16 protein-coding genes are annotated in these 24,865 nt (G+C 72.3%); 11 read left to right on the plus strand and 5 right to left on the minus strand.

From position 1 onward, the window contains the following. The first annotated feature begins 152 nt into the window (after nucleotides 1-152). From M4V62_RS35085 to M4V62_RS35100, 4 genes are all read left to right on the plus strand, one after another. A complete protein-coding gene (locus tag M4V62_RS35085) occupies nucleotides 153-869 on the plus strand; it encodes a GntR family transcriptional regulator (RefSeq protein WP_249591203.1) in 717 nt (238 codons plus the stop codon). An 80-nt stretch (nucleotides 870-949) separates the two neighbouring features. Continuing rightward, complete coding sequence (locus tag M4V62_RS35090) at nucleotides 950-2,476, plus strand: hypothetical protein (RefSeq protein WP_249591204.1); 1,527 nt, start codon at nucleotides 950-952, stop codon at nucleotides 2,474-2,476. A gap of 55 nt (nucleotides 2,477-2,531) precedes the next feature. Continuing rightward, a complete protein-coding gene (locus M4V62_RS35095; RefSeq protein WP_249591205.1) occupies nucleotides 2,532-3,425 on the plus strand; it encodes a hypothetical protein in 894 nt (297 codons plus the stop codon). 68 nt (nucleotides 3,426-3,493) lie between these two features. Further along, complete coding sequence (locus M4V62_RS35100; protein WP_249591206.1) at nucleotides 3,494-8,194, plus strand: coiled-coil domain-containing protein; 4,701 nt, start codon at nucleotides 3,494-3,496, stop codon at nucleotides 8,192-8,194. An 11-nt stretch (nucleotides 8,195-8,205) separates the two neighbouring features. Here M4V62_RS35100 and M4V62_RS35105 read toward each other — a convergent pair whose 3' ends face one another. The 4 genes from M4V62_RS35105 to M4V62_RS35120 all read right to left on the minus strand — a co-directional run bounded on the left by M4V62_RS35105 (nucleotide 8,206) and on the right by M4V62_RS35120 (nucleotide 13,984). Continuing rightward, nucleotides 8,206-9,339, minus strand: coding sequence for an aromatic ring-hydroxylating oxygenase subunit alpha (locus M4V62_RS35105; protein ID WP_249591207.1), 1,134 nt, complete (start codon nucleotides 9,337-9,339; stop codon nucleotides 8,206-8,208). Between the two features lie 23 nt (nucleotides 9,340-9,362). Next, nucleotides 9,363-11,825, minus strand: coding sequence for a GcvT family protein (locus M4V62_RS35110; RefSeq protein ID WP_249591208.1), 2,463 nt, complete (start codon nucleotides 11,823-11,825; stop codon nucleotides 9,363-9,365). Then, nucleotides 11,822-12,907, minus strand: coding sequence for an S-(hydroxymethyl)mycothiol dehydrogenase (locus M4V62_RS35115; protein ID WP_249591209.1), 1,086 nt, complete (start codon nucleotides 12,905-12,907; stop codon nucleotides 11,822-11,824). Before M4V62_RS35115 ends, M4V62_RS35110 begins: the two co-directional genes overlap by 4 nt. A gap of 225 nt (nucleotides 12,908-13,132) precedes the next feature. Further along, entirely contained in the window at nucleotides 13,133-13,984 is an 852-nt protein-coding gene (locus tag M4V62_RS35120; RefSeq protein WP_249591210.1) for an IclR family transcriptional regulator, read from the minus strand. A gap of 191 nt (nucleotides 13,985-14,175) precedes the next feature. Here M4V62_RS35120 and M4V62_RS35125 point away from each other — a divergent pair, with 191 nt between their 5' ends. Both M4V62_RS35125 and M4V62_RS35130 read left to right on the plus strand, forming a co-directional pair. Further along, nucleotides 14,176-14,496, plus strand: a complete 321-nt coding sequence (locus M4V62_RS35125) for a bifunctional 3-phenylpropionate/cinnamic acid dioxygenase ferredoxin subunit (protein ID WP_160503688.1) — start codon at nucleotides 14,176-14,178, stop codon at nucleotides 14,494-14,496. Next, on the plus strand, nucleotides 14,493-15,650 hold the full coding sequence (locus M4V62_RS35130; RefSeq protein ID WP_249591211.1) for an NAD(P)/FAD-dependent oxidoreductase: 1,158 nt from the start codon (nucleotides 14,493-14,495) through the stop codon (nucleotides 15,648-15,650). The genes M4V62_RS35125 and M4V62_RS35130 overlap by 4 nt, the downstream gene beginning before the upstream one ends. Before the next feature lie 75 nt (nucleotides 15,651-15,725). Here M4V62_RS35130 and M4V62_RS35135 read toward each other — a convergent pair whose 3' ends face one another. Beyond that, nucleotides 15,726-16,187, minus strand: coding sequence for a hypothetical protein (locus tag M4V62_RS35135; RefSeq protein WP_249591212.1), 462 nt, complete (start codon nucleotides 16,185-16,187; stop codon nucleotides 15,726-15,728). Nucleotides 16,188-16,629: 442 nt separating this feature from the next. Here M4V62_RS35135 and M4V62_RS35140 point away from each other — a divergent pair, with 442 nt between their 5' ends. Genes M4V62_RS35140 through M4V62_RS35160 form a run of 5 tightly spaced genes read left to right on the plus strand, consistent with a single transcriptional unit; the run spans nucleotide 16,630 to nucleotide 24,788 of the window. Next, on the plus strand, nucleotides 16,630-19,626 hold the full coding sequence (locus M4V62_RS35140) for a sensor histidine kinase (protein WP_249591213.1): 2,997 nt from the start codon (nucleotides 16,630-16,632) through the stop codon (nucleotides 19,624-19,626). Continuing rightward, nucleotides 19,623-20,063: a roadblock/LC7 domain-containing protein gene (locus M4V62_RS35145; RefSeq protein ID WP_249591214.1), complete on the plus strand. Its 441-nt coding sequence runs from the start codon at nucleotides 19,623-19,625 to the stop codon at nucleotides 20,061-20,063. The genes M4V62_RS35140 and M4V62_RS35145 overlap by 4 nt, the downstream gene beginning before the upstream one ends. A 9-nt stretch (nucleotides 20,064-20,072) precedes the next feature. After that, entirely contained in the window at nucleotides 20,073-20,477 is a 405-nt protein-coding gene (locus M4V62_RS35150; RefSeq protein ID WP_190084953.1) for a DUF742 domain-containing protein, read from the plus strand. A 23-nt stretch (nucleotides 20,478-20,500) separates the two neighbouring features. After that, the gene (locus M4V62_RS35155; RefSeq protein WP_249591215.1) at nucleotides 20,501-24,202 is read left to right on the plus strand and encodes a hydantoinase B/oxoprolinase family protein; all 3,702 of its coding nucleotides are present in this window, start codon (nucleotides 20,501-20,503) and stop codon (nucleotides 24,200-24,202) included. Then, nucleotides 24,183-24,788: a GTP-binding protein gene (locus M4V62_RS35160; protein ID WP_249591216.1), complete on the plus strand. Its 606-nt coding sequence runs from the start codon at nucleotides 24,183-24,185 to the stop codon at nucleotides 24,786-24,788. The genes M4V62_RS35155 and M4V62_RS35160 overlap by 20 nt, the downstream gene beginning before the upstream one ends. Nucleotides 24,789-24,865 lie beyond the last annotated feature (77 nt).

A 24,865-nucleotide genomic window follows, 5' to 3' on the forward strand; every position in this document is an offset into this window, starting at 1 on the left:
ACGGAGGGTGCGGAGCGGGCAGGGGTGGTGCGGTGCGGGCAGGGTGTTCGGCAGGGGCGGGGACAGCGCCGTGCTCGACAAGGTAGAGGATCGTTGAACGATCCCTCAATACCCATGTTGTTTCGTTCTTGCGTCTGCGGTTGAATCCGGGCATGGCTGAGGGAATGGATGACGCACGCGGACTGGCCGACGACCGTGCGCTCCTGGGGCGCACCAGCACCGCGGAGCGGGTCTCCGACATCCTCCGGAGCCGCATCGCGGAGGGCTACTTCCCGCCGGGGGCGCGCCTGTCGGAGGACAGCATCGGCGGTGCGCTCGGCGTCTCGCGCAACACGCTGCGCGAGGCCTTCCGCCTCCTCACGCACGAACGGCTGCTCGTCCACCAACTCAACCGTGGGGTATTTGTCCGAGTTCTCACGATTGAGGACGTGGAGGACATCTACCGCACCCGGCGTCTTGTCGAATGTGCCGTCGTCCGCGGACTCGGGGATCCCCCCTTCGCCCTCGACGGTCTCGCGAGCGCTGTCGCGGACGGCACGAACGCCGCGCGCGAGCGGAAGTGGAAGGGCGTCTCCACCGCCAACATCCACTTCCACCGGGAACTGGTCGCCCTCGCGGGAAGCGCCCGCACCGACGAGGTGATGCGCAGCGTCTTCGCCGAACTGCGCCTGGCCTTCCATGTGGTGGACGATCCGCGCCGGCTGCACGAGCCGTACCTCGTACGCAACCGGCAGATCCTGCGGACCCTCCAGGAGGGCGACGCCGCGCAGGCCGAGCAACTCCTCGCGGTCTACCTGGACGACTCGCGGCGCGGCCTCGTCGAGGCCTACGGCCAGCGCGTGGCGGAGGGCGAGCGGGCGGGCTCCTGAGCCCCGGACGGGCCTCGGCCGGCGCTGTCAGATCTGCGCCGTTTCGACCGTTGTCAGACCGAGGATCTAGTCTGTGCACCGTGACTTCGCCTGCCGTTTCGGACACCGCTCCGCCCCAGCTCAGCGCGGGGCCGAGGCCCGCCCTGGGCCCGGCCGCCGACGAGGGCCTGGCGCGGCGGCTCCGCGCGCTCGCCTGCACGGCGCCGCTGCACGACCTGGACGTGCGCAAGGCCAACCTCGCGGGCGAGTATTCGGTGTACGCGATGGCGGAAGTGGCCCTCTCCGCCATCGACCTCGTCACACTGAACATGGACTTCGACACCGGCGCCGACCACGAGCAGATAGTGGCCAGGCTGCTCCCGCGCGTCGGAGCCCAGGCGCCCCGGCGCCCGGTGGCCGAGCACGAACGCGTCGCCCGCTGGGTCCTGGAGAACCTGATCAACGTCGGCAGCGTCGACCGCGGCTTCCGCGCGGTGTACGGCACGTTCGCGCCCGACGGCACCTATGTGCGCAGGGACTACGACTTCAAGCTCATCGAAGAGGTCCCCGGGTACGGGGGGAGTGTCTATCTCCGTACGACGGACGAGGCGGTCAACGTCCTCGTGGGCGCCCTCGACACGGACGTCACGAGCGCCCAGATCGCCGCCGAGGTGAAGCTCGAGGTGCTCATCAGCCGCGGCCGCCTCGCCGACGCCCAGCTCGCCGCCGAGCAGGCGCGCTATCGGACGGTGCAGTATTCGGAGACGCTCCGCAGAGCCCTGGACGCCACCCGGCGCAACGTCCGCGCGGTGGACTGGCTCCAGGCCGTCCCCGACATGATCGCGGAGGCGCTCGACCACGTGGCCGACCGCTATCGCCACGAGAACGCGATCCTGACGAACATCCGCAAGGCACGCGACGAGTCCGAGGACCCCGAGCAGAAGCGCCGCGCCGCCGAGCTGGTCGACATCGTCAAGGACTGCATCCGCCGCCACACCCAGCTCCAGTCCCGGCTCCTGGACGCGGGGCCCCTGTTCCGTGCCGAGCAGGACCGCCAGGCCTTCGCCGCGCCCACCTCACAGACCGGACTCGATCTGTACGGCCAGTTGCTCGCGCCGCTCCTGCCGCTCCCGGTCGAGCAGGCGAGCCGCGTGACGAACGCGTTCTTCGCGCGCGGCACGGGACTGCGCACCCCCGTCTCCGTCCGCGTCGGCGACCTCGTCGACATACTGCTCACGCCGCCGCAGGAGCGTGAGCACCTCGGCGTGGAGATGCCCGAGCCCGACCTCATCGCCACGCCGGACGACAGCCGCTTCAGCGAGGAGCAGCTCGCCGGTGCCATGGAGCTGCTCGACCTGCCCGCCGACGCGCCACGGCGCCTGTCCGGACTGCTCGCCGACGCCCGCCGACGCGACACCGAACTGCCGTACTTGGTCGCCCTGCTCGCCGTGCACGCGGCCAGCCCGCCGGTCGGCACCGCCTACCGCCAGGGCGAGGAGAAGCTCCTGTTCGCCGTGGACGACGGCACCGAACTCGACGACCCGGAATTCGGCGGCGCCGACCTCATCGTGGGCACCGCACTGCTCGACGCCGCCGGCATGGCGGCCGGCCGGACGGAGGCCGCGTGAACACCCCCGCCCCTCTCAGGATTCACCAGCACGACCGCCGCAAGGAGCACAAGCCGTGACCGAGCACCCCGCAGAGCACACCGCGTGGGTCGAGCCGGAGGCATCGGCGGCGCCCGCCGCGACCGCCGCCGTCACCCCGGCCGACGCCGCCGACGCCGCGCGCCTCGTCTCCTTCGGGCTCCAGCCCAAGCTCCAGCCCGCCCGCGACCAGGAGTACGCCGAGCTGCTGCGCCGGTACCGCGAGGACCCGCCGTTCGCCCGGCTCGCCGACGCCGTCGCCGCCGGGCTCGGGCTCGTCGTCCTGGAGGTCTCCCCGCGCGCGGGGATGGCCGTGACGGCCGCCGAGGACTCGGTGTTCGCCGTCCGCATGGGCGACTACGCGCGCAGGACCGCCGCGGACTCCACCGACCGCTTCCTGCACGGTCTCGCCCATCTCGCCGTCGCCGCGCTGGCCTTCCCGCGCCCCGAGGACCTCGCCGACGACGGATACATCGGCCGGGTCACGGTCAACGGAGTGGACGCTTTCGTGCGCCAGGCCTGCCACCGCCTGGAGGAGCGCGCCGAGGAGCAGGGCGAGAACACCGACCCGCAGACCGACACCCCCGGCCTCGAGGCCGCCTGGCGGATCTGGGCACGGCGCAGCTCGACGGGCGCCACCAAGGACGCCCGCCGCCTCGCCGGGTCGACCACCGGGATCATCGGCAAGGCCGTCGGGTTCCTCACCGACTCCGGGTTCCTGCAGCGCACGGGCGACGACTCCGGGGGCACGTACCGCACCACCGCCCGCTATCAGCTCCAGGTGCGCGACATGGCGGGCGGCGCCGCCATGGCCGAGCTCCTGGAGCTCGGCGTCGTGCCCGTCACGGACGGGTCCGCGACCCTGTTGCCCCCCGACGAGACCGACGACCTGGAGCTGGCCGCCGACGCGGGCCTGCCCTTCCACTCCTGACGTCCCGACCCACCCCGCATCGCAAAAATCCTGCTGTTCCGCACGACTTACGACGAGAGTCCGCCGCCATGTACGAGCTGTCCCGGGTCCGCCTCTACTCCATCGGCCCCGCCGGTGCGCGCTACGCCGACACCGTGCTTGACCTGCGCGGCGTCGGCGCGGAGGTGCCCGACCCCGCGCCCGCACAGGCGGAGTTCTTCGAGGAGGAGCCGACCGGGCCGCCGCGCCGCCCCGCACCCGCGGGCGTGCTCTTCCTGGAGAACGGCGGCGGCAAGTCCGTCCTGCTCAAGCTGATCTTCTCGGTGATGCTGCCGGGCCACCGGAACACGCTGGGCGGCGCGAGCTCCGGAGTGCTGCGGAAGTTCCTGCTCGCGGACGACTGCGGGCACGTCGCGCTGGAGTGGCAGCACACGCTGACCGGTGAGTGCGTCGTCGTCGGCAAGGTCAGCGAATGGCGCGGGCGCCAGGTCTCGAACGACCCGCGGAAGTTCGCCGAGGCGTGGTACTCCTTCCGGCCAGGACCCGGGATGAGCCTGGACTCGCTGCCGGTCGCCGAGTCCACCGCCGTACGGCCGTCCGTGGAGGGCGTGTCGGGCGCGCAGGGCCGTCGGCGCACCATGAAGGGCTTCCGGGACGCGCTGACCGAGGCGGGCAAGGCGTACCCCCACCTCGAAGTGCACTGGGAGGAGATCCACGACCGCTGGATCGAGCACCTCGGCGACCTGGGCCTCGACCCCGAACTCTTCCGATACCAGCGGGAGATGAACGCCGACGAGGGTGAGGCCGCGGGCCTCTTCGCGGTCAAGAAGGACTCCGACTTCACCGACCTGCTGCTGCGCGCCGTCACGGACACACGGGACACGGACGGTCTCGCCGACCTCGTGCACGGCTTCGGCAACAAGCTGGGCCGCCGCTCCGAACTCATCGCCGAGCGGGAGTTCACCGCGGGCTCCGTCGATCTGCTCGGGCGGATCGTCGACGCCGCCGACACGCGCTCACGCGCGCGTGACGTGCACGCGGGAGCCGAGCGGCGCACCCGGACACTCGCCCGCCGCCTCTCCGCGCGGGGGGTCGCCGAGCGGGGCCGCGCCGGGGAGCTCTCTGAGCGGGTCACCGCCGCCGCGCACACCGTCACCACGGCGGAGGAGGCACGCGGCAGGTCCGCGCTGATCTCCGCGGAACTCGCCTTCCGGCACGCCTCGTTGGCGCTCACCGTCGCCGAGAAGGCCGCCGCCGCGCAGCGCCGCGAGCTCGCGGACGCGCGCCAGCTGCACGCCGCCTGGCAGGCGGCCGAAGCCGTCCTGCGCCACCGCGCCGCAGCCGACCGCTCCGCGCGCGTGGCCTCCGCGATCCTGGAGGCCGAGCGGGACGCGGCGCCCGCCCTTGCCGCACGCTCCAAGGCGGCGGGCGATCTCGTCCGGGTCCTGCACACCGCGGCCGAAGGCGCCGAGTCCCTCGCGAACGAAGAGGAGGAGCGCTCCGCCGCGCTCCAGGAGACCGGCGAGGCAGCCCACCGCGACGCCACCGTCGCCGCGACGGAGGCGCAGCGCGCCCGCAGCGAGGCCGGACACCTGCGCCAGCGCCTCGCCGAGGTCGAGCAGGAGACCGCGGAGGCGGTCCGCGCGGGCTGGCTGGACGACACCGCGCCGGACGCCGACCCGGCGCGCGCCGCGCTGGCCGCGAGCGACGCCGAGAAGACCGCGGCGGCCGCCTGGGACACCGCCCGCGAAACCTCCCTGCGCGCCACCGAACACGCCAAGGAGGCGGCCGCCGCCGAGGCCCGCGCCGAACTCACCGCGGCCCGCGCCTCGGACGCGGCGGACGCCGCCGAGCACGCGTACGACGCGGAACGCCGCGCCGCGGAGTCGATCGCCGAGGACGAGCGCCTCGCCGAGCTGCTCGGCCTGCCGGGAGCGAGCTCCCTGGGCGGGGTGCCGCTGCCCAGGAACAGCGCGGCTCCGGCCGGTGCGGACCCGGACACCCCCCGCGGGCCCGCGAGTTCCGGCATGGACGGGGAGACCGCCACTCGCCCCATCGCAGAAGGCCCTCTCTCCCTCGTCGAGCTGGACCGCAGCGCCGACGACCTGCGCACGCTCCTCGAGGACGGGGTCGCCTCCGCCGAGCGCCAGCTCTTCGAACTGCGCACCGCAGCCGCCGACGACTCCCGGATCCTGGGCGCCCTCGGTGACGGCGGACTCCTTCCGCCGGGACCCGACGTCCTGGCCACCGTCGAGTTCCTCGGCGAGCACGGCATCCCCGCACTGCCCGGCTGGCGCTACCTCGCGCAGGCCGTCGACCCCACCGACCACGCGCGCGTGCTCGCCGCCAGGCCCGAGCTGGTCGACGGCGTGGTCATCACCGACCCCGCCACCCACGCACGGGCCCGCGAAGCGCTCGCGGGCGCCGCCCTGCTGCCCCGCTCCGCGGTCGCCGTCGGCACCGCGGCCGCCCTCCTCGCGCCGACCCCCGGTACGGACGCACAGAGCGAGGACGTCTTCCTCGTACCGCCGAACCCCGCCATGCACGACGAGCACGCCGCCGACGAGGAGCGGACGACGCTGCGCGCGCGGGCGGCCCAGCGCGACGAGGAGATCAGGGCGCTCGCCGTCCGCCTCGCCAAGGACCGCGAGCTCGCCGCGCGGCTCGCCTCCTGGCGCGGCGGCTGCCCGGCCGGGCGCATCGAAGAGCTCGCCGTCGCCGCACGCAACGCCCGCGCCTTCGCCGAAGAGGCCGAGGCCGAGCTCGCCGAGGCCCGCACGGCCCGTGCCGAGGCCGACGAGGCGGCGGCCGAAGCGGCACGCGCGCGTGACGAGCGGCAGGAGGCCGCCCAGCGCGCGCGGCGCGTCGCCGACGCCCTCGCGGGCCTCGCCTTCCGGCTGCGCGAGCGCGCGGGCTGGCAGACCAAGCTGCGCGAACTCGCCGACGACGCCGTCGAGTCCGAGGCCCGCGCCCAGACCTGCCTCGACCGCGCCCGCGCCGCCGACGAGGACCGCCGCGCCGCCCAGCGCGCGGCCGACGACGCCCGCCGCACCGCGCGTGCCCTGCGTGCCGAGCGCGCGGAGATCGCGGGTGCTCCCGAGGACCTGCCCGAGGAGGCAGGCGCCCCCAAGACCTCGCTGCCCGCGCTCCGCGAGGCCTACCGCGCCGCGTCCCAGCTCTACGAAAAGGTCGGCGTCGGCGCCGACCTGCGCGCCGAACAGGCCCGCGCCGAGAGCGACGAGAGCGGCGCACTCGCCGAGCTCGACCGGCTCAGCAACAAGGTCCGCACCCGCGCCGCCCTGCTCCTCGAGGGCACGGACGGCTCCGACGGCCCGTCCCGGCAGGCCGCCTCCGCGCGCGCGGAGGCCCAGGTCCAGCTCATCGAGACCCGCGCCTCCGCCGCGAGCGAGCAGCTCGGACGGCTGCGCGGCGAGGCCGAGCGCCTCGCACCGCAGGACGGCGAGGCGCACACCGAGCTCCCCGAAGACCTCGTCCCCGTCGACGCCGAGCAGGCACAGACCCTCCTGCGCACCGCGACCACCGAACTGGCCGCCCACACCGACGCGTTGAGCCAGGCCAAGGAAGCCCACGCCACCCTCCTCCAGGCTCACCGTGCCACCGAGGACGCCGCCGGAGGCTTCGACGAGACGGCGGCCCTCCTGCGCGACCTGCTTCGCGATCAGCACCAGGACACCGAGGGCGCCGCGGCGGCCGAGGAGCCCGAGCCCTACCCCGGCAGCCTCGAAGAGGCCCGCCAGTCCGCGTCCGAGGCCCGGCGCTCCCTGCGCGGCTGCGCCGCCGACCTCTCCGCCGCCGAGGCCGCCGTCCGCGAGGCCAGCGACATCCTCGTACGCCACGCGAACTCCACCCGCTACGAACAGGTGCGCACCCCCGCACGCCAGCAGATCCGCGAACTGCCCGCGTCCGCGCTGCCGGAGCACGCCAAGAAGTGGGCCGACGCCTTCGCGCCCCGGCTGCGCGTGCTCACCGACGAGCTGGAGCAGCTCGAGCGCAACCGCGACAGCATCGTGGACCGCCTGCGCGGGCTCGTGGAGTCCTCGCTCGCCACGCTCCGCTCCGCCCAGCGCTTGTCGCAGCTGCCCGAGGGCCTGGGGGAGTGGTCGGGCCAGGAGTTCCTGCGCGTCCGCTTCGAGGAGCCCGACCAGGCGACGCTGACGGAGCGCCTCGGCGAGGTCATCGACGAGGCCACGCGGGCCGCGGTCAAGAAGAACTCCGACATGCGGCGGGACGGGATGTCGTTGCTCCTTCGCGGAGTTCAGGCCGCCCTGGAGCCGCGCGGCATCGCCGTCGAGATCCTCAAGCCGGACGCCGTGCTGCGCGCCGAGCGGGTGCCGGTCGGCCAGATGGGAGACGTCTTCTCCGGCGGCCAGCTGCTCACCGCCGCCATCGCGCTGTACTGCACGATGGCCGCCCTGCGCAGCAACGACCGGGGCCGCGACAAGCACCGGCACGCCGGCACGCTCTTCCTCGACAACCCCATCGGGCGCGCCAACGCCACGTATCTCCTGGAGCTCCAGCGGGCCGTGTCGGACGCGCTCGGCGTGCAGCTGCTGTACACCACCGGCCTGTTCGACACGACGGCACTGGCGGAGTTCCCGCTGGTCATCCGCCTGCGGAACGACGCGGACCTGCGCGCGGGCCTGAAGTACATCAGCGTCGAGGAGCACCTGCGGCCGGGGCTGCCGCAGCAGGACCCGGCCGAGGAGACGGTGCACGGGGAGATCACGGCGACGCGCATGTACAAGCGCCCCGCCACCGCCACCTCTTGAGCGCCCCGCGGTCACTCATGGCCCAGTCGGGCGGTCAGCCACGCATGGAACTGCCCGATGTGGTGCTCGGTCGGCACGAGCACCCCGCCCCCGCGGTAGGCGCGTGACGCCATCGCGGGCTGGGTGCGCTCGCAGGCCTCGAAGTCCTGTTCGTTGACCCGGTGGAAGAGCTCCACCGACTTGGTGAGGTCGACGCCGGACGCGACGACCTCGGGTGCGTACAGCCAGTCGCACTCGACGACCGTGCGGTCCTCGGCCAGCGGGAACATCCGGTGCAGGATCACGTGGTCGGGGACGAGGTTGACGAAGACGGTCGGCTTGATCGTGATCGCGTAGTAGCGGCGGTCCTGGTCCTCGGCGACCTCGGGGAGGCGGTCGAAGCCCGCGCTGCCGTCGACGGTGAAGCCGCTGACCTCCTCGCCGAACGAGGCACCGTGCCCCACGTAGTACTGGGCGGCGAACCCGTCGGCGAACTCCGGCAGGACGTCGGTCAGTTCGGGGTGGATGGTCGCGCAGTGGTAGCACTCCATGAAGTTCTCGACGATCAGCTTCCAGTTGGCGCGCACGTCGTACGTGACGCGCTTTCCGAGGGCGAGTCCTTCGGTTCCGTAGTGCTCGATGGACGCCGTGTCGCCCAGGCGCTCCACGGCCGCACCGATGACGCTCTCCTCGAAGGAGGGCGGTTCGTCGGCAAGACACACCCAGGCGTAGCCGAGCCACTCCCGCAGCGCGACCTTGACCAGGCCGTACGCGGTGCGGTCGACGTCGGGCATCTTCACCAGGTTCGGCGCGGCGATCAGCTTGCCGTCGAGGTCGTACGTCCAGGCGTGGTACGGGCATTGGAGGGCCCGGCGCACCTCGCCCGACTCCTGTGTGCACAGCCGGGCGCCGCGGTGGCGGCAGATGTTGAGGAACGCGCGCAGCTCTCCGGAGCGGGAGCGGGTGACAAGCACGCTCTCGCGGCCGATCTGGACGGTGCGGAAGGCGCCGGGCTTGTCGAGGTCGGCGGCGCGCACCGCGCAGAACCAGAGTGACTCGAAGACGCGCTCCTGTTCCTGGCGGAAGATCTCCGGGTCGGTGTAGAAGTGGCCCGGCAGCGTGGTCATCAGGCTGGCGGCCGACGGGGCCTCAGGGGTCGTCGTCACGGTGGCGTACTCCTCAAGCGGCTTCAGCGGCGGATGCGGGTCATCTTCGGGTCGAACAGCGGTTCTTCGGCGACCGTCGCGGAGACCTTCTCGCCGAAGTACTCGATGTGCACGCCCGTGCCCGCCTCCAGGGGCGGCAGCCACGCGTAGGCGACACAGCGGCCCAGCGTGTAGCCGTACGAGGCGCTGGTGACGTACCCGGCCCTGACCCCGTCGGCGTACACCGGCTCCTTGCCGAGGACCACGGCGGCCGGATCGTCGAGCAGCAGCGCGGTGAGTTTCCGCGTGGGCGAGCCGAGCCGTTCGAGCGCGGCACGGCCCACGAAGTCGCCTCGGTCCATGCGGACGGCGAAGCCGACACCCGCCTCGTAAGGGTCGTGCTCGGCGGTCATGTCGTGACCCCACGCGCGATACCCCTTCTCCAGGCGCAGGCTGTTGAACGCCGACCTACCGGCCGCGATCACGCCGTGCCGCTGCCCCGCGTCCCAGAGCGTGTCCCAGAGCCGAAGACCGGTGTCGGCGCTCGTGTAGAGCTCCCAGCCCAGCTCACCGACGTAACTCAGGCGCATCGCCGTCACCGGCACCTGGCCGATGTAGGTCTCCTTGGCCCTGAAGTAGCCGAACGCCTCGTGCGAGAAGTCGTCGCGCGTGAGCGGCTGGACGAGGTCGCGGGCGAGGGGGCCCCAGACACCGATGCAGCAGGTGCCCGACGTGATGTCCCGCAGGTGCACGTCGTCGGGGGCGTGGCGAAGGAGCCAGTCCAGGTCGGCCGGGCTGTTGGCGCCGACCTGGAAGCGGTCCGGGGCGAGCCGGGCCACCGTGAGGTCGGAGCGGATGCCGCCCGCCTCGTCCAGGAGGAGGGTGTACGTCACCGCACCGGGCTTCTTGGCCAGGTTGTTGGAGGTCATGCGCTGCAGGAAGGCGAGCGCACCGGGGCCTGACACCTCCAGGCGGCGCAGGGGAGTCATGTCGTAGAGGGCGACCTTCTCGCGGGTCGCCCTCGCCTCCGCCGCCGCGATGGGCGACCAGTGGCGGGCCGACCAGGCGTCGCGTCCGGGGACCTCGACGTCCGCGAGGAGCGGGGCGTTCGCCTCGTACCAGTGCGGACGCTCCCAGCCGCCGCCCTCCAGGAAGACGGCGCCCAACTCCTGCTGCCGGGCGTAGAAGGGGCTGACGCGCAGGGGCCGCGGCTGCTCCATGGGCTGCAGGGGGTGCAGGACGTCGTAGACCTCCACGAACTGCTGTGCACCGCGTTCGGCGACGTACGCGGGGGAGCGCTGGGCGTCCTCGAAGCGGGTGAGGTCGCAGTCGTGCACGTCGACGGAGGGCCGCCCGTCGACCATCCACTCGGCGACCGCCTTGGCCACGCCCGCGGAGTGCGTCACCCACACCGCCTCGGCCAGCCAGAAGCCGCGCAGCGCACGGGACTCGCCGAGGACCGGCATCCCGTCCGGGGTGAAGGAGAAGACGCCGTTGAAGCCCTCCGCGACGTCGGTGCCGCGCAAGGACGGCAGCAGCCAGCCGCAGTCCTCCCAACTCGGCGCGAAATCCTCCTCGGTGAAGGGGAACGAGGACGGCATCGCCGCGGATTCGTCGTACGCCGGGACCGTGAACGCGTCCACGGGCAGCGGACGATGGGCGTACGAGCCGATGCCGATCCGGTCGGTGTGCTCACGGAAGTACAGATCACGGTCCTGGAAGCGGAGGATCGGCTTCGAGGCTTCCGTACGCGGGTCGTTGACGCCCGCGAGCTCGGGCAGCGGCCCGGTCTTCGCGTACTGGTGGGCGAGCGGGAGGAGGGGTATGTCCACGCCGGCCATGCGCCCGATCACCGGACCCCAGAAGCCGGCCGCCGACACGACGTGGTCGGCGGGGAACGTGCCCCGGTCGGTGACGACGCCCGTGACGCGGCCCGCCTCCTGCTCCATGCCGGTGACCGTGTGCCGGTCGAGGAAACGCGCGCCACGCGCGTGTGCCCGCTCGATCTGCGCCCGGCAGGCGAGCACGGCGCGGGCGAGCCCGTCGTCGGGGGTGTGCAGGCCGCCGAGGACCTTGCTCTCGTCGAGGAGCGGCCACATCTCCTTGCACCGGGCGGGGCCGACGAGCTCCGCGCGGATGCCCCAGGACGCGGCGTATCCGGCCTTGCGGTGCAGGTCGGCCCAGCGCTCGGGCGTGGTGGCGAGTTCGAGGCCGCCGACGGGGTTGAAGCAGGACAGGCCGTCCACCTCCAGGGCCCCGAACTTCTCCACCGTGTACGTCGCGAAGGCGGTCAGGGTCTTGGACGGTCCTGTCTGGAAGACCAGGCCGGGGGCGTGCGACGTGGAGCCGCCGGGGGCGGGGAGCGGACCCTGTTCGAGGACCGTGACGTCGGTCCAGCCGCGGGCGGTCAGCTCGTCGGCCAGGGAGCAGCCGACGATGCCGGCGCCGATGACGACGACGCGGGGCGCGGGAGCGTCGGGCTGAGGCGCGGGGGCCTGGCCGCTCACAGGACCACCACCGAACGCAGGACCTCACCGCGGTGCATCCTGCCGAACGCCTCCTCGACCTGGTCGAGCGTGATCGTCTCGGAGACGAATGCGCCGAGGTCGAGCCTGCGGCTGAGGTACTGGTCGACGAGGATCGGGAAGTCACGGGTCGGCAGACAGTCGCCGTACCAGGACGACTTGAGGGCGCCGCCGCGCGAGAACAGGTCGATCAGCGGCAGATCGATCGTCATCTCGGGGTCGGGCACGCCCACCTGGACCAGCACACCCGCGTGATCGCGCATGTAGAAGGCCTGTTTGTACGTCGACGGGGTGCCGACCGCGTCGATCGCGACGTCGACCCCGAAGCCGCCGGTGAGCTCGCGGACCGCGTCGACCGGGTCCGTGCCACGGGAGTTGACGGTGTGCGTGGCGCCGAACCGGGTCGCCCCGTCGAGCTTGGCCTCGTCGATGTCGACGGCGATGACACGGCGTGCGCCGGCGAGGGATGCCCCGGCGATGGCGGCGTTGCCGACGCCGCCGCAGCCGATGACGGCCACGGTGTCGCCGCGGCCGACCCGGCCGGTGTTCACGGCGGCTCCGTAGCCGGCCATCACGCCGCAGCCGATGAGCCCGGCGGCCTCGGGGCGGGCCGCCGGGTCGACCTTCACGGCCTGCCCCGCGGCGACCAGGGTCTTCTCGGCGAAGGCGCCGATGCCGAGGGCGGGGCTCAAGGGGGTGCCGTCCAGGAGGGTCATGGGCCGAGCGGCGTTGCGTGAGTCGAAGCAGTACCAGGGGCGGCCGCGCAGACAGGAGCGGCAGGCTCCGCAGGGGGCGCGCCAGGCGAGGACCACATAGTCGCCGGGGGCGAGATCGGTGACGTCGGCGCCGATGGCCTCGATGGTGCCCGCGGCCTCATGGCCGAGCAGGAACGGGAAGTCGTCGTTGATCGCGCCTTCCCGGTAGTGCAGATCCGTGTGGCAGACCCCGCAGGCCTGCACGGAGACAAGTACCTCTCCCGGTCCGGGATCTGGCACGACGATCGTCTGCACCTCGACGGGTGCGCCCTTTTTCATGGCGACGACGGCACGGACCTCGTGTGGCACGGCCAGGCTCCTTCTGTTGCGCACTGCACGACGGGTTGCGCTATGAGAGACATAGTGGGAACGCCATCAAGAGGCCGTCAAGGGGTGGGAGTTAACCCTTGGCAAATCGCCTGGGCACAGCGAAACGCGATCGACACACGACCGGGGGCGCAGGCTGAAACGCGACGAGGGCGGAGCCAGGAATCCCTGGCTCCGCCCTCGTGTCAGGCGTCTGGTGGCGCCCCGTCAGAAGCCGTAGCCCATCCGCCGCGACAGCTCCACGGCCGCGGCGACCGTGCGCTTGGCGAGCTCGGTGAGCCGGTCCTCGGTCAGCCGGTACACGGGCCCCGACGCGCTGAGCGCCCCGATCACCTTGCCGTCGTGCGCGCGCACCGGCGCGGCGACGGCGGCAAGGCCCACCTCCAGCTCCTCCACGGCGATGGCGAACCCCTGCTCGACGACGGTCTCCAGCTCGCCGCGCAGCGCCACCGTCCCGGTCACGGTGTGCTCGGTCAGGCGCGGCAGCGTCCGCGCGATCAGGCCCTCGCGCAGCGTCGTCGGCAGATGGGCCAGCAGGATCTTGCCGCTCGATGTGGCGTGCAGCGGGGTGCGCCTGCCCAGCCAGTTCTGCGCGGTCACGGAGGCGGGGCCGCGGGCCTGCATGATGTTGACCGCGGCGTCGTCGTCCAGGATCGCGATGTTGACCGTCTCGCCCAGCTCGTCGGCGAGGTCGCGGCAGACCGGGCCGCCCTCCTGGGAGATGTCCAGACGCACTGCCGCCGCCCCCGCGAGGCGCAGTACGCCAGCCCCCAGGAAGTACTTCCCGCGGTCCTTGGCCTGGCCCACCAGGCCCCGGTTCTCCAGGACGCCGAGCAGCCGGAAGGCCGTCGACTTGTGCACCCCCAACTCGTCGGCGATCTCGGTGACCCCGGCCTCGCCGAGCCGGGCGAGTATCTCCAGGACGCTGACCGCGCGGTCCACGGACTGGACAGATCCCGGGGCCGCCTTCGGCTGCTTCTCGCGCGACTCGGGCTGGTCATCGGGTCGGTTCTCGCGCGGATCCTCGTTCTGATCAGGCTGTTTCCGCGTGCCGGTCATATCTCAACTCTCACCACCTCGCGGCCTGTTGAAGCCGCATCTTCGGGAAGCCCTTGACGCGGCGGGCTTTCCGACCGGATTCTGTTGCGCATAGCGCTCCCTCGTGCGCCATGCGAAACATCATGTTACCGAAGGGTCCTGGGCCGAGAAGGTGTCAGGGCCGGGCCGAGAGAGATCAAGAGGGGGGCCCAATGATTCCCGTCTGCCGCCTTGAAGACCTCCCCGCGGGCGAATCCGTCCGTGTCGACACCACACCGCCCATCGCGGTGTTCAACGCCGACGGCGAGATCTACGCCATCGACGACACCTGCAGCCACCAGGACGCCTCTCTCTCCGAGGGGTGGCTCGAGGGCTGTCTGGTCGAATGCCCGCTCCACGCCGCCTCATTCGATCTCCGCACCGGGCGGCCGACCTGCCTGCCCGCCCGCCGCGCCGTGCGCACCCACCGGGTGAGCGTCGACGACGGCACGATCCACGTCCACCTCGTGGCCGAGGAGGGTTCCGCCGCATGAGGACCATCACCGTGGTGGGCGCCTCGCTCGCCGGGCTCTACGCGGCGCGCGAGCTGCGCGCCCAGGGATACGACGGACGGCTCGTGATCATCGGTGCCGAGCCGCACCCACCGTACGACAGGCCGCCGCTGTCCAAGGACTTCCTCACCGGCAAGGCCGACGAGGACCAACTCGCCCTGTCCGACGCCGAGGAGACGGACGAACTCGCCGCCGAATGGCTGCTCGGGGTGCGCGCCCGCGCCCTGGACGCGCGGGGCCGCACCGTGCTCCTGGAGGACGGCAGGACCGTCGCGAGCGACGGGGTGGTCATCGCGACCGGGGCCTGTGCGCGCCGCCTGCCGGGTCCGTCCCTGGCGGGGGTGCACACCCTGCGCACCCTGTGCGACGCCCGCGCCCTGCGCGCGGACCTCGCCGCCTGGCCGCAGCGGGTCGTCGTGATCGGCGGCGGCTTCATCGGCGCCGAGACCGCGTCCTCGTGCGTGGCGCTCGGGCACGACGTGACGGTCGTCGAGGCCGCCCCGCTGCCGCTGCTCCCGCAACTGGGCGCGGACATGGCGGCGGTGTGCGCCGGACTGCACGCGCGCGGGGGAGCGGAGCTCGTGACGGGCACCGGTGTCGCCGCGCTGCACGGCGACGCGACCGTGCGCGCGGTGGAGCTCGCCGACGGCCGCATGCTCCCCGCCGATGTGGTCGTCGTCGGGATCGGCGCCACCCCCAACACCGGCTGGCTCGCGGGCTCGACCCTCGCCCTGGACGACGGCGTGCTCTGCGACGACGGCTGTGTCACCGCTCTTCCGCACGTGGTCGCCGTGGGCGATGTCGCCCGCGTCGGCGCCGCACGCGCCGAACACTGGACGAGCGCCACGGAGCAACCCCGCGTCGCCGTACGCAACTTGCTGGCCGGCCACACCGCCGAGACCGTGCGCCCGCTGCCGTACTTCTGGTCCGATCAGTACGGCTCCCGCATCCAGTTCGCGGGGCGGCGGCGCGCCGACGACACCGTGCGCCTCGTCGAAGGCTCACCGGAGGAAGGCAGTTTCCTCGCCGCGTACGAGCGGGAGGGGCACACCACGGCGGTCCTCGCGGTGGACCGGCCGCGCCCGTTCACGCGGATGCGGCGCGGGCTGCTGGCCGCGGTGCCTGTCGCGGCCTGAATCCCGGTGCGGGTGTCCGCGCCGGTGTGCTCCCGGCGGGCCGAGTGCCCCTAGGAGTGCGACAGTCGAGTACCCCTAGGAGTGCGACAACTGGCCGGCTCCGCCGCGCCGTCGTATGCGTTCCTCGCTCCGTGCCGCCGTCCGTGCCTGCCGACGGGACCGGCGCCGCTCGCGCCGCAGCTGCCGCGCCGTGCTGCTCGGCACCGACACCACGCCGTGCCGCTGGTTCCACACCTGGCGGGTCACCCAGACGTCCAGGACGCCCCAGGTGGCGACGACGGTGCTGGCCACGCTGCTCAGCACCATCGGGAAGGACAGCCAGGATCCGGCCAGCGCACACAGGAACGCCGTCATCGCCTGTATCAGGGTCAGCGCCACGATGATCACGGCTCGCACCGCGGCCGTACGCACCGGATCGGGCAGGCGTCGTCTGCGCGCCGGCTCCTCGATCCACAACTCCCTGCGGTCCTCGTCGGACTGACGCCTGGATGTCTCGTGCTCATCCCCGGTCGTCCTCCGACGCTCTGCCGTGCCCATCAACTCGTCACTCCCCCGGTGCCCCACGGGCCGTTCGATGAGATGTCGGCGGACCCGACTCCCCAGTGGCTGCCCGGTATACGCGGCTTTATGTCACCTGGGTACGGCATGCGGTCCCCTGGCGTCCGCTGTCCCCCAACTCCCGTACTGAAGGACGTACGAGAGGCCCGGAAGATTCCCGCCCGGTTCGGAAAAGCGAAGAGATCCGGCCAACTGGAGGGATGGGCAAGGAGGAATGTGCCGAGTGGCATGTGCCACACGCGGGATGCAATCTCCCGAATTGGAGGGACAACTGGGGACGTCCCTTTTGCGTCACGGCTGAAATCCGTCCGGACGTGCCTTCGAGTTGCTCCTGGGTCAGTAGTAGGCTCACGCCGTTTGTTGACGCACATGTGTGCCCCTGGCCATAGCGCGGCCGCAGGGGGCCGATCTGGGGGAGGCCATGCGCTTTCGCGGGAAGTCCATCCGCCGGAAGATCGTGGCATTGCTGCTGGTGCCGCTCATTTCCCTGACCGCGATGTGGGGTTTTGCCACCTACCTCACCGGTCAGTCGGCCAAAGACCTCATCGACGTCTCGAACGTCGTCGACAAGATCGGGTACCCGATCGAGGACACCGCCCGGGTCGTCCAGCAGGAACGCCGCCAGACCCTCGTCTACCTCGCCGACCCCCGCGCCTCCGACGCGCTCGCGGCCCTGCGCCGCAGCCGCACGGCCACCGATGACATGGTCGCCAAGGTCGTGGACAACGCCGCGCACCCGGACGTGCGGGACGAGGTCACCGGACAGTCGGCGGACCGCCTCGCCTCCCTCCTCGACTCCTTCGAAGGCATCGAGTCGCTGCGCCGCACGGTCGAGGAAGGCACGATCACCCGCGCCGGCGCGCTGAAGATGTACACGAAGCTGATCGACCCCTGCTACGGCTTCCTGATGACCCTCCACGGTCTCGACGACGTGACGATGGACCAGCAGGGCCGGGCGCTCGTCGGGGTGACCCGCGCGCGTGAACTGCTCTCCCGCGAGGACGCGTTGCTCGGTTCCGCACTCGTCGCGCGCCGGCTCACCAAGACCGAGATCCGGGAGATAGCCGATCTCAGGGCCCAGCGCACGCTGCTGTACGAGGTCAACCTTGCGCAGCTGCCCGAGGACGAACGCGCCGGCTACGAGCGCTACTGGAACGGTGCGCAGACGACCGAGCTGAGGGCCGCGGAGAAGGCCGTCGTCGAGTCCGCGCCCGGCACCCCGCGCGCCATCACGTCGGCACGCTGGGACGCCGCTTCGGGCAAGGCGCTCAAGGACCTCGCCGAGCGCGACAAGGCGGCGGGCGACCGCTTCCAGGACCGCGTCGAGCCGGTGGCCGTCGGCGTCATCGTGCGCGTCGCCGTGGCGGGCGTGTTCGGTCTGCTCGCCCTGCTGTTCTCGGTCTTCATGTCCGTACGGATCGGCAGCAGCCTCATCCGTGACCTGCGCCGCATGCGCCTGGAGGCCCACGAGGCGTCCGGCGTCCGGCTGCCCGGCGTGCTGCGCCGCCTGGCTGCGGGCGAACAGGTCGACGTGGAGACCGAGGCACCGCGTCTGACGTACGAGAAGGACGAGATCGGCCAGGTCGGCCAGGCGCTCAACACCCTCCAGCGCGCCGCGGTCGAGGCCACCGTCAAACAGGCCGACCTGCGCCGCGGCGTCTCCGAGGTGTTCGTCAACCTCGCACGGCGCAGCCAGGTGCTCCTGCACAAGCAGCTCACCCTGCTCGACACGATGGAGCGCAGGACCGAGGACACCGACGAACTCGCCGACCTCTTCCGCCTCGACCACCTCACCACGCGCATGCGGCGGCACGCCGAGGGCCTCGTGATCCTCTCCGGCGCCGCCCCCTCCCGGCAGTGGCGCAAGCCCGTCCAGCTCATGGACGTCGTCCGCGCGGCCGTCGCCGAGGTCGAGGACTACGAACGCATCGAGGTGCGCCGCCTGCCGCGCATCGCCGTCACCGGGCCCGCGGTCGCCGACCTCACCCACCTGATGGCCGAACTCCTGGAGAACGCCACGGTGTTCTCGCCCCCGCACACCGCGGTGCAGGTCCTCGGGGAGCACGTCGCCAACGGCTTCACCCTGGAGATCCACGACCGGGGCCTCGGCATGGCGGCCGACGCGCTCCTGGACGCCAACCTCCGCCTCGCGGAGACCCCGGAGTTCGAGCTCTCCGACACCGACCGCCTGGGCCTCTTCGTGGTGAGCCGCCTCGCCCAGCGCCAGCGCGTGCGTGTCTCCTTGCAGCCCTCTCCGTACGGCGGGACCACCGCCGTCGTGTTCATCCCCGAGACGCTGCTCACGGACGACGTACCGGACACGAACGGCATCGGGTTCCGTCTCGACCGGCCGCAGCCCAAGGAGGCCCTGGGCCGCGACACCGCGGGCGACAAGCAGGCCGCGCTCGGCCAGGTGCCCGTGCAGCTGCCGGGTCTTCCCGCATCCCTCCTCGACGGTCCCGTCGAGCTGGAGGCGCCGGTCGGCATGGCGGGCCTCGACCCCTTCCCTGGCGCGCTCGGCGACCTCGGCGACGACGACAGCGAACGCGGCGGACTCTTCCGCCCGCGCCGCCGCACGGCCGGCGTCCAGGGTGACGAACAGCACCAGCAGGCCCGCGACGAGCGGGAGACGGGCGAGCGCGAGCCGACCCGCCCCGGCGACCTGCCCTCGCGAAGCAGCGGCAGCGGCATCAGCAGCGGCGGCAAGGGCGACAGCCGAGGCTTCGGCGACCCCGTCGACGACGCGCCCCCCGCGGACCCCGTCGAGCTGCCCCGCCGCAGGACCCCCAAGCTGGTCTCCTCGCACGGCCGCCCCGTGACGCACAACAGGCCGCGAGGCGCGGCGGAGGACGACGACGCGGCACCGGAGCGCCCCGAGCGCCCCGCGCGCTCCCAGGCCCCCGCGGGACGCCCTCAGGGCGGCGCAGTGGACCGGGACCGCGGCACCGCGGCCGAGCCCATCGACCTGCCGCGCCGCCCCGAGCCGCAGTCCGCCTGGCCCGACCTCTCCCCGCCGCACCGCGACGTCACCGCGGCCGACGCACCGCCGGACCTGCCGAGGCGCAGCCGGCGTACGGAGTCCACGCGTACGGAAGCTCCGCGCACGGAGGTCTCGCGCACGGAGACCGAGCCCCGCGCCCCCCAGGCGCCGGCGCCCACCACCGCCCCCGGCGGACTGCCCCGGCGCGTCCGCCAGGCCAATCTCGCCCCACAGTTGAAGGACGGGCCGGACCAACGCACGGAACGCGACTCGGCCCCGGCCACGACCAGGCCGGAGGAGCGCGACGCCGACGAGGTACGCAGCCGGATGGCTTCGCTCCAGCGTGGCTGGCGGCGCGGCCGTGAAGAGAACGCCGCGGGCGAAGACGCCCAGGGCGGCACAGCACCAGGAACGACATCTGAGGGGGACGGTCGATGACCGCACCGAAGGCCGACGCACGTACCGCCGCATCCGGGGCAACGGGAGAGCTGAACTGGCTCCTCGACGACCTGGTGCAGCGGGTCGCCAGCATCCGCAAGGCGCTCGTGCTCTCCGGCGACGGCCTGCCCACCGGCGTATCGAAGGATCTGACCAGGGAGGACAGCGAGCACCTCGCGGCTGTCGCCTCCGGCTTCCACAGCCTTGCCAAGGGCGTCGGACGCCACTTCGAGGCGGGCAGGGTCCGCCAGACCGTGGTCGAGCTCGACGACGCCTTCCTGTTCGTCACGGCCGCGGGTGACGGCAGCTGTCTCGCCGTCCTCTCGGACGCGGACTCCGACGTAGGTCTGGTCGCCTACGAAATGACGCTGCTGGTCAAGAGGGTGGGTGTGCATCTGGGTACGGCGCCGCGCACCGACCTGCCCACGGGAGGGTAGCGGGAGGGTATGAGCGAAGACGGGCAAGGGACACAGGGGACGCATCGCTGGTTCGACGACGACGCCGGGCCCGTGGTGCGGCCGTATGCCATGACGCGCGGCCGGACCACCAGTCCGGCCCAGCACCGCCTCGATCTGATCGCGGTGGTCATCGCGGAGGCCCGTGCCGGTGACCCGGAGGCGGACCGGACGCTGTCCCCGGAGCACGTGGACATCGTCGGGCTCTGCCGTGACAGCCCCCAGTCGGTCGCCGAACTGGCGGCCGAGCTGGACCTCCCCATCGGCGTGATCCGCGTCCTCATCGGCGATCTCGTCGACGACGAACTGGTGCACGTGACACGTCCCGTACCCCCCGCGGAACTGCCGGACGAGAGTATTCTGCGCGACGTGATCAACGGCCTCCGGGCGCTCTGAACAGCGCGGAAGCGGGGAGAGACGTGACTGGCTGGCAGTTCTGGGTCGACAGGGGCGGCACCTTCACGGACATCGTCGCGCGGCGTCCCGACGGGCGGCTGCTCACGCACAAACTCCTGTCGGACAACCCGTCCCGCTACGCCGACGCGGCCGTCGCGGGCATCCGTGAACTCCTGGGCGCCGCCCCCGGTGTCCCGGGCGACACGGCGGACGTCCCCGTCGATTCCGTCCGCATGGGCACCACCGTCGCCACCAACGCCCTCCTGGAGCGCAAGGGTGAGCCCACCGCCCTGGTGATCACCCGCGGCTTCGGCGACGCCCTGCGCATCGCCTACCAGAACCGTCCGCACATCTTCGCCCGCGAGATCGTCCTCCCGGAGCTCCTGTACGACCGGGTCATCGAGGTGGACGAACGTGTCACCGCCGAGGGCGAGGTCCTGCGGGCACCCGACCTGGAGCAGCTCGCCGGGCCGCTGCGCCAGGCCTACGAAGACGGCATCCGGGCCGTCGCTGTGGTCTGCATGCACAGTCATCTGCACCCCGCCCATGAGCGGGCCATTGCCGAGCTCGCCGAGCGCACCGGCTTTCCGCAGGTCTCGCTCTCCAGCGAGGTCAGCCCGCTGATGAAGCTGGTCCCGCGTGGCGACACGGCGGTCGTCGACGCCTACCTGTCACCCGTCCTGCACCGCTATGTGCAGCACGTCGCGGATGAACTCCGGGGCGTGCGGCTGATGTTCATGCAGTCGAACGGCGGCCTCACCGAAGCGGGCACGTTCCGCGGCAAGGACGCGATCCTGTCCGGGCCCGCGGGCGGCATCGTCGGCATGGCCCGCATGTCGCACCGCGCGGGCTTCGACCGTGTCATCGGCTTCGACATGGGCGGCACGTCCACGGACGTGTCGCACTACGCGGGCGAGTACGAGCGGGTGTTCACCACGCAGCTCGCGGGCGTGCGGCTGCGCGCGCCGATGCTGGACATCCACACCGTCGCGGCCGGCGGCGGCTCCGTGCTGCACTTCGACGGCAGCCGCTACCGCGTGGGCCCCGACTCGGCGGGCGCCACTCCGGGCCCGGCGAGCTACGGAGGAGGCGGCCCGCTCACCGTCACCGACGCCAACGTCGCCCTCGGGCGCATCCAACCCGCCCACTTCCCCCGGGTGTTCGGGCCGGACGGCGACCAGCCGCTCGACGGGAACCTCGTGCGCGACCGTTTCGCCGCGCTGGCCCGCGACATCAGGGAGCACACCGGCGACGACCGCACGCCGGAGCAGGTCGCCGAGGGCTATCTGCAGATCGCCGTCGCCAACATCGCGGCCGCCGTCAAGCGCATCTCGGTCCAGAAGGGCCACGACGTCACCCGCTACGCCCTCACGACGTTCGGCGGCGCGGGCGGCCAGCACGCCTGCATGGTCGCCGACTCGCTGGGCATCCGCACCGTCCTCGTACCGCCGATGGCGGGGGTGCTCTCCGCGCTCGGTATCGGCCTCGCCGACACCACCGCGATGCGCGAGCAGTCCGTGGAGGCCCGCCTCGAACCGTCCGCGATGGAGCGCGTCCTGAAGACCGCCGACGACCTGGAAGAGGCGGCCCGCGCCGAACTCCTGGCCGAGGACGTGCCCGAGGACCGCATCCGTGTCACACGCCGTGCCCAGCTGCGCTACGACGGCACCGACACGACGCTCACCGTGGAGCTCACGGAGCCGGACAGCATGATCCGCGTCTTCGAGGAACGCCACCGCACCACCTACTCCTTCACCCTGGACCGCCCCGTCGTCGTCGAAGCCCTCTCCGTGGAGGCCACCGGCCTGACCGAGCAGCCCGACCTCTCCGTGCTCGCCGGTGACGTGCGCCGAGGCGATCCGCAGACCGTCAGCCTGCACACGGGCGGCGCCTGGCGCGACGTGCTCCTGCACCGCCGCGACGAGCTGCCGCCCGGCGAGACCGTCGACGGGCCCGCGATCATCACCGAGGCAGGCGCCACGACGGTCGTGGACGACGGCTGGCAGGCGGCCATGACACGTGAGGGGCACCTGGTCATGGAACGCGTGGCGGTGCCGGAAGGTTCCGAGGCGAGCACCGCTGCCGACCCCGTCCTCCTCGAAGTCTTCAACAACCTCTTCATGTCGATCGCCGAACAGATGGGCGCCCGCCTGGAGTCCACCGCCCAGTCGGTGAACATCAAGGAGCGGCTCGACTTCTCCTGCGCGCTCTTCGACCCGGACGGCAACCTCGTCGCCAACGCCCCGCACATCCCCGTGCACCTGGGCTCGATGGGCACCAGCGTGAAGGAGGTGATCCAGCGCCGGGGCAGCGGCATGCGCCCCGGGGACACCTACGCGGTCAACGACCCGTACCACGGGGGGACGCACCTCCCGGACGTCACCGTCATCACGCCGGTGTTCGGCACCTCGGGGGAGCGGGACACCTCGGGGAAGCAGGATCCCTCGCGGGAGGAGATCCTCTTCTACGTGGCTTCGCGCGGGCACCACGCCGAGATCGGCGGCATCGCCCCCGGCTCCATGCCGGCGAACAGCCGCACCATCGAGGAGGAGGGCATCCTCTTCGACAACTGGCTGCTCGTGGAGGGCGGCCGCTTCCGCGAGGCCGAGACCCTGAGCCTGCTCACCGACGCCCCGTACCCCTCCCGCAACCCGGCCACCAACCTCGCCGACCTGCGCGCCCAGATCGCCGCCAACCAGAAGGGCGTCGACGAAGTCGCCCGCATGATCGAGAACTTCGGGCTCGACGTCGTCCAGGCGTACATGAGGCACGTACAGGACAACGCCGAGGAAGCGGTGCGCCGCGTCATCGACGCCCTGGAAGAGGGCGAGTTCGCCTATCCGACCGACTCGGGAGCCGTCATCCGGGTCCGTGTGTCGGTGGACCGCGAGGCCCGTTCGGCGACCATCGACTTCACCGGTACGTCCCCTCAGCTCGCCACGAACTTCAACGCGCCCTTCGCGGTGGTCAACGCCGCGGTCCTGTACGTCTTCCGCACTCTGGTGGCCGAGGACATCCCGCTCAACGACGGCTGCCTGCGCCCGCTGCGCATCGTCGTGCCGCCGGGCTCCCTGCTCGCCCCCGAGCCGCCGGCGGCCGTCGTCGCGGGGAACGTCGAGACCTCACAGGCCATCACCGGCGCCCTGTACGGCGCCCTGGGCGTCCAGGCCGAGGGCTCGGGGACGATGAACAACGTCACCTTCGGCAACGACCGCCACCAGTACTACGAGACGGTGGCCTCGGGATCCGGGGCGGGCGACGGCTTCGACGGGGCGTCCGTCGTCCAGACCCACATGACCAACTCCCGGCTCACGGACCCCGAAGTGCTCGAATTCCGCCTGCCGGTGCTGCTCGAGGAGTTCGCGGTGCGCCGGGGCAGCGGAGGCACCGGGACCTGGCACGGCGGGGACGGAGCGGTGCGCCGCATCCGCTTCCGCGAGCCGATGACGGTGTCCACGCTCTCGCAGCACCGCAGGGTGGCGCCGTACGGCATGGCGGGCGGCGGTCCCGGAGCGCTCGGCACGGGCCGCGTGGAGCGCGCCGACGGCAGCGTTCAGGCGCTGGAGGGCAGCGACTTCGCGGACGCGGGCCCCGGCGACGTACTCGTGATCGAAACCCCGGGCGGCGGCGGATACGGTCCGGCCCCGCGCGACACCCCGGCAACCAGCGACACCACTGACGCAACCGATCCAGGAGAAGCGAGCGATGATCTTCAAGCGTTCTGAGCGCGGCAAAGCCCCCGTCGAGCCGGTCACGCTGAAGATCCTGGTGGCGGGCGGCTTCGGCGTGGGCAAGACGACCCTCGTCGGCGCCGTCAGCGAGATCAAGCCGCTGCGCACCGAGGAGCTGCTCAGCGAGGCGGGCCGCCCGGTCGACGACACCAGCGGCGTCTCGGGCAAGCACACCACCACCGTCGCCATGGACTTCGGCCGGATCACGCTCCGCGAGGACCTCGTCCTCTACGTCTTCGGCACTCCCGGCCAGGACCGCTTCTGGTTCCTCTGGGACGAGCTGGCCACCGGAGCGCTCGGCGCCGTGGTCCTCGCCGACACCCGTCGCCTGGAGGACTGCTTCGCGGCCGTCGACTACTTCGAGCGCCGCTCCATACCCTTCGTCGTCGGCGTCAACTGCTTCGAGGGTGCCTCCCGTTACCCCGCCGACGCCGTGCGCCAGGCGCTCGACCTCGACCCCGGCGTCCCCGTGGTGATGTGCGACGCGCGCGAGCGGCAGTCCGTCAAGGAAGTGCTCATCGGCGTGGTCCAGCACGCGATGACGACCGCCGCCGCGGCCAGGGAGCCCGCGACCACGTGAACACCTGAGCGTGTGAACACCTGAAAACCACGGCCCGTACCCCCGCCGACCGGGGTACGGGCCGTGGTCATCCTCGG

The organism is Streptomyces durmitorensis, from assembly GCF_023498005.1.
In the GTDB taxonomy this organism is placed as follows: Bacteria; Actinomycetota; Actinomycetes; order Streptomycetales; family Streptomycetaceae; genus Streptomyces; species Streptomyces durmitorensis.